11 protein-coding genes and 1 other RNA gene are annotated in these 12305 nt (G+C 48.5%); 11 read left to right on the top strand and 1 reads right to left on the bottom strand.

All coding sequences use genetic code 11. The features are described 5' to 3' along the window. Positions 1-90: 90 nt before the first annotated feature. Together EPO18_RS17540 and EPO18_RS17535 are read left to right on the top strand one after the other, a co-directional pair. Positions 91-1590 (top strand): Ni/Fe hydrogenase subunit alpha, encoded by a 1500-nt coding sequence (locus EPO18_RS17540; protein WP_292435548.1) that lies wholly within the window; start codon positions 91-93, stop codon positions 1588-1590. Then, positions 1583-2065, top strand: a complete 483-nt coding sequence (locus EPO18_RS17535) for a hydrogenase maturation protease (RefSeq protein WP_292435546.1) — start codon at positions 1583-1585, stop codon at positions 2063-2065. The genes EPO18_RS17540 and EPO18_RS17535 overlap by 8 nt, the downstream gene beginning before the upstream one ends. A gap of 41 nt (positions 2066-2106) precedes the next feature. Here EPO18_RS17535 and EPO18_RS17530 read toward each other — a convergent pair whose 3' ends face one another. After that, positions 2107-3582 carry a RimK family protein gene (locus EPO18_RS17530; protein WP_292435544.1) on the bottom strand — a complete coding sequence of 492 codons (1476 nt, stop codon included), beginning with the start codon at positions 3580-3582 and terminating at the stop codon, positions 2107-2109. A gap of 483 nt (positions 3583-4065) precedes the next feature. On the opposite strand from EPO18_RS17530, the gene EPO18_RS17525 reads away from it, so the two are divergent. From EPO18_RS17525 to EPO18_RS17485, 9 genes are all read left to right on the top strand, one after another. Then, positions 4066-5163: a DUF2817 domain-containing protein gene (locus EPO18_RS17525; protein WP_292435542.1), complete on the top strand. Its 1098-nt coding sequence runs from the start codon at positions 4066-4068 to the stop codon at positions 5161-5163. Continuing rightward, positions 5160-6371 (top strand): GNAT family N-acetyltransferase/peptidase C39 family protein, encoded by a 1212-nt coding sequence (locus EPO18_RS17520; protein WP_292435541.1) that lies wholly within the window; start codon positions 5160-5162, stop codon positions 6369-6371. Before EPO18_RS17525 ends, EPO18_RS17520 begins: the two co-directional genes overlap by 4 nt. Positions 6372-6527: 156 nt before the next feature. Then, complete coding sequence (locus tag EPO18_RS17515) at positions 6528-7793, top strand: hypothetical protein (RefSeq protein ID WP_292435540.1); 1266 nt, start codon at positions 6528-6530, stop codon at positions 7791-7793. Between the two features lie 134 nt (positions 7794-7927). Next, an RNA gene (gene ffs, locus EPO18_RS17510) (signal recognition particle sRNA small type) lies at positions 7928-8024 on the top strand. A 37-nt stretch (positions 8025-8061) separates the two neighbouring features. Then, positions 8062-9663, top strand: a complete 1602-nt coding sequence (dnaX, locus tag EPO18_RS17505) for a DNA polymerase III subunit gamma/tau (RefSeq protein WP_292435539.1) — start codon at positions 8062-8064, stop codon at positions 9661-9663. Between the two features lie 34 nt (positions 9664-9697). Next, positions 9698-10021, top strand: coding sequence for a YbaB/EbfC family nucleoid-associated protein (locus EPO18_RS17500; protein WP_292435538.1), 324 nt, complete (start codon positions 9698-9700; stop codon positions 10019-10021). Between the two features lies 1 nt (position 10022). Beyond that, entirely contained in the window at positions 10023-10619 is a 597-nt protein-coding gene (recR, locus tag EPO18_RS17495; RefSeq protein WP_292435537.1) for a recombination mediator RecR, read from the top strand. Positions 10620-10671: 52 nt separating this feature from the next. After that, complete coding sequence (locus EPO18_RS17490) at positions 10672-11010, top strand: histidine triad nucleotide-binding protein (protein WP_292435535.1); 339 nt, start codon at positions 10672-10674, stop codon at positions 11008-11010. A gap of 523 nt (positions 11011-11533) precedes the next feature. Further along, positions 11534-11923: a glycine zipper family protein gene (locus tag EPO18_RS17485; protein ID WP_292435534.1), complete on the top strand. Its 390-nt coding sequence runs from the start codon at positions 11534-11536 to the stop codon at positions 11921-11923. Positions 11924-12305 lie beyond the last annotated feature (382 nt).

The raw sequence follows: 12305 nt of genomic DNA, 5'->3' as shown, positions 1-12305 counted from the left end.
TTCGTAGGTCGGATTGCCTTAGAGTAATCCGGCAAACGCTATCGATAAAATGTCGGGTTGCTAATCCGATTTACAAATACGAGAAAAATCATGTACGAACATTTAGAAACAGCTGAAAACCGGGACAGTTTAAAACGCGTTGTCGTTGATCCAGTTTCGCGGGTTGAAGGTCACGGCAAAGTTACTCTACTACTGGACGAAAATAACAAAGTCCAGCAAGCCAGATTGCATATCGTTGAATTTCGCGGCTTCGAGCGATTTATTCAAGGCCGTCCATATTGGGAACTGCCGGTTTTGGTGCAGCGTTTATGCGGCATCTGCCCGGTTAGTCATCATTTGGCCGCCGCCAAAGCCATAGACCAATTGGTTGGCATCGATCCTGAAAACTTGCCCGTCTCAGCGGATAAGTTAAGACGCCTGCTGCATTTCGGGCAAGTGATGCAATCCCATGCTTTGCATTTCTTTCATCTGTCCAGCCCGGATTTGTTGTTCGGTTTTGAAAGCGATATCAGCAAGCGTTCGATTGTTGCGGTATTGGTGAATTATCCCGACATCGGAGTACAGGGCGTAAAACTGCGCAAATACGGACAGGAAGTCATACGCATGGTGTCCGGAAAACGTATTCACGGCACCGGGGCGATTGCCGGCGGCATGAATAAATCATTGAGCAAAGCCGAACGCGACTATTTGCTGGAAGATATAGATCAAATGATAGATTGGGCTGCGGGATCGGTTGCACTGATCAAAAAAGTGCATTGCTCCAATCTGCCTTATTACGATGATTTTGCAACTATACGCAGCAATTATCTGAGCTTGACCAAGCCAGACGGCGCATTGGAGCTTTATCATGGCGGTATCCGCGCCAAGAATGAGCGCGGCGAAACTATTATGGATCACATCGATTATTGTAAATATAACGATTATATCCATGAAGAAGTCCGTTCATGGACCTACATGAAATTTCCTTACCTGCTGTCGCTGGGGCAGGAACAAGGCTGGTATCGGGTCGGGCCTTTGGCGCGGGTCAATAACTGCGACTATATCGATACGCCGCTGGCGGAAGCAGCCCGCGTCGAGTTTAAGGCGCACAGCGGCGAAGCGATGGTACACAGCACCTTGGCATTTCACTGGACGCGTCTGATTGAAGTCCTGCATTGCGCCGAAAGCATTAAACAATTGCTCAATGACCCGGACATCATGGGCCACGATTTGGTCGCGCAAGGCGAAAAACGCTATGAAGGCATCGGCGTCATTGAAGCGCCGCGTGGCACCTTGTTCCATCACTATCAAGTCGATGAAAACAACATTGTCACGAAGGCCAACTTAATCGTTTCGACTACCAGCAATAACATGGGCATGAATGAATCGGTACGGCAAGTCGCGGCGGAATATTTGTCCGGACGGGAACTGACCGAACCCTTGTTGAATAACCTGGAAGTGGCGATACGCGCTTATGATCCTTGTCTGTCCTGCGCGACCCATGCTGTCGGCAAAATGCCTCTGCAACTTGAGCTGGTCGACGCTGAAGGCAAACTGATCGATAAGCTGATCAAGCACAGTGACGGTCAAATCGAGCGGGATAATGCCTAAACCGGTTTTACTGTTCGGCTACGGTAATCTCAGCCGCGGTGATGATGCGCTGGGGCCGTTGCTATTAGAATATGCAGAAAGTTATTGCGGCTTGGACGCGATTGAAATATTGTCCGATTTTCAATTACAAATCGAACATGCGTTGGATCTGGAAAATCGGCGCTTGGTGTTATTTGTCGACGCGTCCGTAGCTTGTGCCAATGCGTTTGATTTTGCGCTGCTGGAGCCCGCCAAGGACAAAAGTTACACGACTCATGCGATGAGTCCCGCGGCGGTTTTGGACGTGTACCAATCGATAAAAAATCAAGCACCGCCGCCGTGTTTTCTGCTGAGCATTAAAGCTGAGCAATTCGAGTTGGGCGACGGTTTAAGCTCAAACGCCGAAAATAATTTAGTGCAGGCTTGTTCATTCGCAGGGCGACTATTAAGCAATCCCGATCTTGATTTTTGGCTAAAACAAGTAAGTGTCGGCTGATCATTAGCCGCGTTTCTAAGTAAAACGCAAAACTATAAAAATCATACTCCTTTACTGCGATTTTCCATGCGCCGCAGCAATTCAGTCATAACCAACCGATACAGTTCATCGCCCAGATACTTGTCCTCAACGCCGCTGTCGATATTCGGGTTGTCATTGACTTCGATGACATAACCTTTCCCGTCTTTTTCCTTGACATCCACTCCGTATAATCCGTTGCCTATCGGCTGGGTTGCTTTTAATGCGGCATCAAGCACAGCTCTGGGAACCTCAAAGGTCGGCAAAGTAGCAAAACTGCCGGTATCGATTCGGCTGCTGCCGTGACGGTAAATTTGCCAGTGATTTTTAACCATATAATAGCGACATGCATATAACGCCTTGTTATTAAAAACCCCGATACGCCAGTCAAAATCGGTATAAAGAAATTCCTGCGCCAGCAGCAGAGCGGATTTTTGGAACAGCTCTTCGACTTTGAGCTCCAGCTCTTTTCGGTCATGGACTTTAACGATACCGCGAGAAAAAGAGCCATCCGGGATTTTTATCACTACCGGAAATCCGGCTTCCGCTTCCACTCTATCCAGATGGGCCGCATTGCCTTTGTGCAGCAGCCAAGTCTTCGGCGTCGGCACGCGATGGGTGCGGAACAGGTCGGCAAGATAGACTTTATTAGTACAGCGCAGCATCGAAGTCGGATCGTCGATAACTACTAAACCCTCAGCCTCGGCCTTTTTGGCGAAGCGGTAAGTGTGGTGATCTATGTTAGTGGTTTCGCGTATAAACAAGCCGTCAAACTCGGGCAAGCGCACATAATGTTGCTGGGTTATCAGCTCTATTTCAATGCCCAATTGCCTGCCAATTTTGATGAATTTTTTCAGTGCGCCGCGATTACTCGGCGGCAATTGTTCTTCGGGATTGATCAGTATCGCAAGATCGAATCGCGCCGCTTTACGGGCGCGTCCTTTGCGCCAAACCTTGGTGCTGAATTTATCCAGTGCATCGGCAAAAATAGTCTGCTGTGCATCATCCAGATGCCGGTGAGATACGGCTTTTAAGCCGACGATTTCCCATTGCTTTGCGTAACAGCGCAACGTCACTTCCAGAATGGGGCAGGAAAAACGTTCAAACAGTAATCGGGCAACGTCCTGAAAAGCCGGGTCGGGCGTAGTGCCGAAATAGCTCAGCAGCGTTATTTCTCTGTCTTTGTCGGCGGTTTTGAATACACGCCCCAGTGTCTCCGACAAGTCATCAAGCTGGAGCCGGTAGAGCGCTTTTTTGCTCAGGTCGTTTAGTACACGAACCGAAGGAATAACGTGGTGTCCTCTAGCCTCGGCCAGCAGCGAGCAATAATAACCGTCAGACAGATAACGGTAACTGCTGCAAAGATTGATGATGCGGACGCGCTGTTGAGATTCGTTCTGCGCGGTCGCAAGATAAGTTTCAAAAGTAATAACTTGATCGCTAGGGTAATAAGGATTCCAGTCGGAGAGATCATCAACAACCAGAAGAGTACGTGCCATAAAAACCTCTGTAAGTTAAATAGGACTTAATTCTGTAACCAGCAGGTTGTTTGCACAAGGAGTTTTTAACTTTTAATTAAAACTTAATGTTACGTTGCGAGAAATTAAAAATTGAATCAAGCATTAATCAAAAAGGAGCAAATCATCAGAACCATTGGCAACGGCACAACCGAGCTAGCAAGAAATCAAATTTATACAGCCTAATCGATACGTTTCGGTGACCGATTTTGGTCGAGCATGACAAAACAAGATTATGGGAAATTTTTTTCAACAATTGTGCTTCAATGTCTACGCCGTTGTGGAAATGGTCGATGCCAAACCGGTATTTACCGTGAGTAAACAGTCGAGTAGACTCCGCAAACATTGCTTTATAGTTTAACTGAGGGATATTATTTTTCAATTAAACAGTTCAAAATGTATGATCTGCTTAGCACGGCTATGCTAAAAAACTTTCCAGTGCCCCTCGGGGATCAGGTAACTATCATGCACCATCGTCTTCCTCTTGCCGCTATCGATACCGCCGTTTTTCCCGACAGCTATGCTACTGGCCGACAACACTGGCTTGCACAATTAGCTAAGCTTTCTTGTCCTACGCAATACCTGCTGTACCCGTGTAACGGCTCCGGGCCCGAAGGCGAAGAGCTGGCTACCGATACGGTTTGGATCGGCCCGGAAGACGCGTCGAAAGTATTGGTTTTGCTTGGCGGAACGCATGGTGTTGAGGGCTTTGCCGGGAGCGCCGTGCAGATTGATCAACTGGCTTTGATCGCCGAAGGTTTGGTGATTATTCCGGCCGATACCGCGGTGTTGATGGTTCATGCTTTAACGCCGTGGGGTTATGCCTGGCAGCGTCGTTGCGATGCGGACGGTGTTGATCTTAACCGCAATAGCGTCGATTTTTCCGGGCCGTTGCCTGAGAATCAAGACTATGACCTGCTCAAAGATGCGTTTTACCTGGAAAATGCCGCTCAACGAAAAGTTGCTCTTGCCGAGTTTGAACGACAGCATGGCCGCGTGGCACTGGAAAAAGCCATCAGCGCCGGACAATACAGCGATCCGTTCGGGCCGTTTTACGGCGGAAAAGCACCGGCGCATGGAAGGATAGTCTGTGAGGATTTGATGCATAGATATGCGCTGAAAGAAAAAGACTTGGCGGTCATCGATTTGCATACCGGACTGGGTTCTTTCGGCTATGGCGAAATCATTTGCGACCATCAGCCGGACAGCGCGGGAACACATGCAGCACGCCGATGGTATGGCGATTCGGTTGCGTTGCCTTTTCTGGGTACATCCAGCTCGGTTCCCAAAAACGGCCTGCTGGATTATGCATGGCATGCGATCATGAATGACCGTAGCTGTTACGTCACTCTGGAGTTCGGCACTTTCAGCACCGATCAGTTGTTTGAAATTTTGCTGCGCGATCATCAATTATGGGCCGGGGCCGATAATGAGCAAGCCCGCCTGGAACACAGCAAAGTCATGCGCCGTCATTTTTGTCCCAATGACCGGGCATGGCAGGAAATGGTGATGTTCCGCGCCCGCCAAGTGATTGCGCAAGGCTTATCGGGAGTATCGTCTTGAGTATTGTAATTCGTCCTGCCTTGTTAGCCGATCTTAATCAATTGGTGGCGCTTGAAGAGAGCTGTTTTGACACCGATCAATTAAGCCGACGCAGTTTCAAACACTGGATAACCGCCGAGCATCGCGCTTTGCTGGTTGCAGAACAGATAAATGAGATCGGTCGCACCGGTTCCCTACCGGTTGCGACACTTGCGCCATCCCTGGCAGTCGTTGGTTATATCCTTATTATTTACCATCCCGGCACCCGGCTGGCCAGAGTTTATTCGTTGGGCGTTGCGCCTCAGCACAGAGGCAAAGGCATCGCTAAATTACTGATGGCGGCGGGCGAACAGGCCGCCAGTGATGCCGGCAGGTTGTACCTTCGCCTTGAAGTCAGCGTCGATAATACTTCGGCGATCAAGCTTTATGAATGGCTGGGCTACCAGAAATTCGGCATATACCGCGATTACTATGAAGACCACAAAGATGCGTTACGGTACCAAAAACTTATCCGCCGCTATCACGGTAATTTTCAACACCGGTCGGTGCATTGGCTAAGACAAACCACGCCGTTTACCTGCGGCCCCGCATCGTTGATGATGGCCATGCATGGTTTAAACAGGGCTTATCAACCTTCGCAGCAAGAAGAGCTCAGCCTGTGGCGCGAAGCGACCACTATTTTTATGACTTCGGGGCCCGGCGGTTGCCATCCGATAGGTTTGGCGCTGGCGGCAAAGCGGCGGCAATTTGAGGTTGAGGTTTGGGTTAACCAGGCCGGGGCTCTATTTGTAGACGGCGTTCGCAGTGAAGAAAAAAAGCGGGTCATCGAATTAGCCGATAACTGTTTCAAGCTCGAGGCCCAGCAACAAGACATCAAAATTCATTATGCCAATATCAGCCAGGGCGATCTGATCAGTGCTTTCAAAGCCGGAGCGATACCATTGATCCTGATTAGCACTTTTCAGATGGATAGAAAAAAAGTTCCGCACTGGGTGGTCATGAGCGGCTTCGATGATGACTGCCTGTATGTGCATGATCCGGATCCCGAAGAAATACGTCAGAGTGAACTCGATTGCCAGTTTATTCCCATTGCTTTTGAAGATTTCGGCCGGATGTCCACTTTTGGCAAAAACCGGCTCAGGACGGCGGTGATCATTTGGCCGGGGCCGGATTCAATCAGACAAAGCGAACGGATTGGCGAAGGTGGAATGCGCGATGTAAAAAAATAGAATCCGGACGGCAAGAATTTAACATATTAAGCGCCGGCGAAGCTATTCACTCAAACTTTTATTACAAATAATAAAAGTCCCAGCACCGTTGGTAAAAAACTGGATTGAGCGCATCCGGCTTAATCGTATTGCAATTGTTTCGAGCGGGTTACTTTCATGAATAAACTATTAAAAGACGTTCCATCGGATGTTCAATATGAAATCACCAATCTGATTTATTCCGGCAATAAAATCGGAGCCATCAAGCGTTACAGAGAGTCTGCCAATTGTGATTTGATGACGGCTAAAGATACTGTTGAAGCCGTTACGGCGCAACTAAAAGCCGCTAATCCCCTTGCATTTAACGAGCGCCAACCTATAGATGGCGGTATATATGCCGCGGTTATCGTATTTTTGATTATCGGAGGAGTAGAGATAGCTAAAATTACCGATAGGCAAATATATGAATGGCAGGAAAAATTTAACGCATTATTACAAATTGCGACTGGCGTGATTTCGGACATCTCGACAACAGTGAATCAGACGCCGGAAACCGCAATCACGGCCAAAGCGCCGGAACCCATCCATAATACACACTACCGGCCGGTGGAACAGGAACCCAGTCAGCCGATAGAGCAAGAAACACCTTATCAACCGATAGCGCCGGATAATATTGAAACCGATTTGATAACACTGTACCGGCGGAAACTGACTAATTCTGACTATGTTGCCTGGGCAAATAAACCCGGTATACCGCATGGGTACCAGGATTTTATAGAAGAGCACCACATCAAATATGTTCGGTCAAAAATCGCTAAAAATCTTACCTTGCCCGCTAGTACAAAGGCTATGAAGATTCCGGTTATAACAGACCAAACCATAACCATCGACGGCACCATTCAAGTTCAGGAGTGGCAGCAGGCTGCCCGTATACCTTTAGTGCCGGAAGAAACCGGTACTGTTCTGTATTTGCAGGCCGACAATGATTGGCTCTACTTGGCCGCCGACGTGCCGGGCGATACAACACCGAACGGTTTTGACCAATTCCGGTTTTACATTCATGTCGACATAGATCCTGCGATTAGAAATGAACGTATTCATGTTGATCGCAGTGAATTCGAAACGGTGGGTGGAATTAGGCAGACCCAAGTGTTATGGCAAGGTGATCCGCCAAACAATGACAATGAGCGTTGGAAAAAATACCCTATATCCGATTGGTGCATTTATCGAATGGCAAAAGGCGCATCCACCTTGCAGCAGCATCGTCAATTTGAGGCTAAGCTCAATCTGAAGGAAAGCGGGCTAACTATCGGCTCGCCTCTTCCTGTATTTGCCGAAGTTGAAACCGACCCGATTTACGTGGACGGAAAATTTAAACGACGCGTGTACCTGGGAGGATTAGGCAGTCAGGATCAACCGGTATGGATGGTTATGAAAAAGTGAGTATTTATAATTCATGCTAACATGTTCCGCTTCAGCTTTTTTCAAAACTTATGCCATCCCGGCTTGTATTATTAAACCGATTCAACGATAATAGCCGTCCTTTAGCCAGTACGGCTAATGTTTAATGGTGATCGTGTCGGTCCTCTCGCAACGATACGCTGTAAACCCCGCCAGGTCCGGAAGGGAGCAACGGTAGCAGCAGATTCGTGTGCCGGGATGTGGCTGGCATGATCGCCGCCCAACTCATACTTACCTTAATGAGCCTGCCATGAGTTATCAGGTTCTCGCCAGAAAATGGCGTCCCCATAATTTCACAGAAGTCGTCGGACAAGAGCATGTCGTCAAATCGTTAATGAACGCTTTGCAACATGACCGGCTTCATCACGCCTATTTATTTACCGGCACGCGCGGCGTAGGCAAAACCACGATAGCCCGGATTTTAGCCAAAGCCATCAATTGCGAAAATCTTCAGGATTTTAATCCTTGCGGCGTGTGCAGCGTATGCTGCGATCTGGACGAAGGACGTTTTCTGGATTTAATCGAAGTCGACGCGGCATCGCGCACCAAGGTTGAAGATACCCGCGACTTACTCGACAATGCGCAATACGCGCCCAATCAAGGCCGCTATAAAGTCTACCTGATCGACGAAGTACACATGCTGTCCGGGCACAGCTTCAATGCCTTGCTGAAAACACTGGAAGAGCCACCTCCGCACGTGAAATTCTTGCTGGCCACCACCGATCCTCATAAAATCCCTGTTACCGTATTGTCCCGCTGTTTGCAGTTTAATCTCAAGCGATTGCTGCCCGGCCAGATTTTTACCCAAATGGAATTCATACTCCAGCAAGAAAGTATCGAGGCTGAATCAGGCGCGTTAAAATTATTATCACGCGCTGCCGATGGCAGTATGCGCGATGGCTTAAGCCTGCTGGATCAGGCTATCGTGTACGGCAACGGCAAGGTTGGCACTGAGGATGTCAACATGATGCTAGGCACAGTAGCGCAGCAACCGGTTGAGAATATTTTAACGGCTCTGGCCGAGGGCGATGCAGTCGCGATACTCGACAAAATAAACGAGATCGCCAACTTAACGCCGGACTTTAGCGATGTGTTGCAACAAATTTTGCAAGTCCTGCATCGCATCGCCTTGCTGCAACAAATACCCGGAGCTATCGATCATGATTTCGACGCGGAAATGATTGCTGCATTGGCAGCCAAATATACCCCCGAAGATGTCCAGCTTTATTACCAGATAGGCTTGGTAGGACAACGGGATCTGGACTTGGCGCCCGATCCGCGCAGCGGTTTTGAAATGGTCATGTTGCGCATGCTGACCTTCAGGCCGGCCGGTACAGTATCTGCGCCGGTTAAACCGGCTCAGATTCGCCAACCCAATGTTAAAACGCAGGCACAACCTGCTTATGAGCCGGCGGCAACGCAACAATCTGCTGTCGTTGTTGAAAACAGTCCTTCGGAAACTGTTGCGCAAAACCAAGATACCAATTGGATGGAAATGGTTGCCGCCATGAAGATCAGCGGTTTAACCCGAGAGTTGGCTCATAATTGCATTTTGGAAAATATCAACGATACGGTTTGCACCTTGATATTGGATCCCGGGCATAAACAACTGCGCAGCGCTCGTACCGAAGAAAATTTACAAAAGGCGTTACAGGCTTATCGCAAAGCGCCGTTGAAACTGGTGATTACCACCGAAAAAACCACGATTGACACCCCCGCCGTGCAATTGACCAAACAACGCGAAGACAAGCAACAGGCGGCGGTCGACGCAATTAATTCAGACGAAAACGTTCAGACTTTAAAAGAACACTTGGGTGCCAGGGTCATGCCCGGTACCATAGAACCTATCTAAAGAGATCCCATCAAACGAGAATGGAGACAAGCAAATGAAAAACGCACTTGGCAACATCATGCAACAAGCCCAAAAAATGCAGGAAGACTTAAAGAAAGCTCAGGAAGAGCTAAACTCCATGCAGGTCATGGGCGAGTCAGGCGGTGGTTTAGTGACCATCCTGATGACCGGCAAACGTGAAGCCAGAAAAGTAACCATAGATCCGTCGCTGATAGGCGAAGATAAGGATATGCTCGAAGACTTGGTCGCGGCAGCCATTAACGATGCAGTCAACAAGGTCGCAAAAATGAAAAAAGAAAAAATGGCGGATGTAACAGCTGGCCTGCCTATACCCCCCGGATTCCAGCTGCCTTTTTAATATGCACAGAAAAGGCTTATTAGGGCAGTTGATCCAGAATTTATGCTGCCTGCCCGGCGTTGGCCCTAAAACCGCCCAGCGCATGGCGTTCCATCTGCTCCAGCGCGACCGCAACGGTGCAAGAATACTGGCTCAAACGCTGCTACAGGCGCTTGAGAAGATGGGCCATTGCAGGCAATGCCGCACTTTGACCGAAGGCGAGCTGTGCGAAATCTGCGCCGATAAGTCAAGAGACGATACCATCATCTGTATCGTAGAAAGCCCGTCCGATGTCTGGATCGTCGATCAGGCAACGGGGTTCAAAGGCCGCTATTTTGTATTGCACGGGCGATTATCGCCATTGGACGGCATCGGACCCGACGAGCTCGGCCTGGATCAGCTTGAGCAACAATTGGCAACAGGCCATATCAAAGAACTGATACTGGCAACCAATTCCACCGTTGAAGGCGAAGCAACGGCCTATTTTATCGGCGAGCTGGCCAGGAAACACGACGTATCGGCCAGTAGAATCGCCCACGGCGTACCGATGGGCGGCGAGCTGGAGTTTACCGACAGCAGCACCTTGTCTCATGCTTTTAATGGCCGCGTAGAAATGTAGTATTCCGTCAAAGGCGACCGATCGATCGCCCATTCAAAAGAGGTTGAAAGCTATGACTGATTGTTTATTTTGTAAGATGGTTACCGGTATCATCAAGCCGGACGTGGTTTTTGAAGATGAAAATGTTTTGGCTTTCAGGGATATTAATCCCCAAGCTCCGGTGCATATCCTGATTATCCCCAAACGTCACATTGCCACCTTGAATGACCTGGACGATACCTTGTTGGCAGGCAATATATTACAGACGGCGGCAAAGCTGGCTGAACAGGAGAACATATCTGAAGCCGGTTACAGAACCGTGTTTAACTGCAACAGAAAAGGCGGACAGGATGTTTATCACCTGCACTTGCATCTGCTGGGCGGCCGGCAAATGATCTGGCCGCCGGGTTAAATCTGAATTTAACTCGAAGTAATAGATTTCTGATTCAGCTCTCTGTTAGATATCTGAAGCTCTAAATTATCCGCTTGCGGCCGAGGGTGTGTCAAAACGCACAAACAAAATTCCCGACGGTTATATTTACTCCACTTGCCCATCAAAACATGGTAAACTCATAATTACAGCTCCCACTTCTGAGCGAAACTCAGGAAATAATCGATTGATTATTTCCACCAAAGTTGAAGACTTTACGTTTTGACACAGTCTCGGCCAACAACTGACTATCGTTGATGTAAATTGATGATCTGTCTACTACGTAAAGCTGTCGTTCCAAGACGGTTTCCATAGTGCTGAAGAAGAGGGCATTATGGCTTGTCATTTTAGCTGTCAGATAACGGGGTGCAGAGCCAACCAACCTTCTGAATCACTTCATTCGCCAAATTGCGGAACCACTGGCAATTTAATCTAGTTTTAATATGCTGTTCATGTTGAATTAATCTTTACCCGGTAAGATTGATTTAATAATAAGGAGCTAACTATGAAAAGAAGTAATTTATCAACAGTGTTGGTGCTTTCTGCATTGGCCACTGGGTGTGCATCTATGAGTGGCTGGCGCCCGATTGTCGATCCCCGCATGGACCAACATCCAGAATCCGTTCAGCGCGACATGGTAGAGTGTAAGGCGCTGGCAGACCAAGCATCGGATATCACGAAAGAAGTCGGCATGGGCGCAGGTGTCGGTGCTGTTACTGGTGCAGCTGGTGGCGCAGCTGTTGGCGCTATAGCGGGTAGTGCTGCAACAGGTGCCGCGGGTGGTGCTATTTTGGCCATTCCCGCTGGATTGTGGAAAGGTTATGAGGCCAACGAGGACTTTAAACGATCATTCAAAACATGTATGCGTCAGCGCGGCCATACACTGGTCAACTAAAGGCAACCTTAAAAAACCGTCATTTTTGACGAAGTACTCGTTTCTGAAAAAAACAAAACTTCTGCAAAGGACGTACACAGGTAGCAAATAAAAGTGTGAACCTGATGTATCCTGATGTATCTGCCCAATATACCGGCACAGATCGAGCTGCGAGCATTATATCTTCCCGTAAAGAGTGACATATAGTTCCCGCTTATCCTAACGACAGTCAGAATTGCGCCACTAATCAGCCGATCGAAAATTTAGATTGGAAGGCTGGTTTGGGTCCAGGCCGTGTCAAAACGTCGAACGGCTAAAATACCCAGCGGATCTCAAGCAGTTCTGATGAGCTGGTGCCGCTTTGAGCGGCTAAGGTTTCTGAAGGAAGTTTACTGGTTTATCG

The sequence above is a fragment of the Methylobacter sp. genome (genome assembly GCF_004322395.1).
In the GTDB taxonomy this organism is placed as follows: Bacteria; Pseudomonadota; Gammaproteobacteria; order Methylococcales; family Methylomonadaceae; genus Methylobacter_A.
Note: the sequence above shows the minus strand (reverse complement) of the source record. Positions and strands in the feature narration are given on the sequence as shown.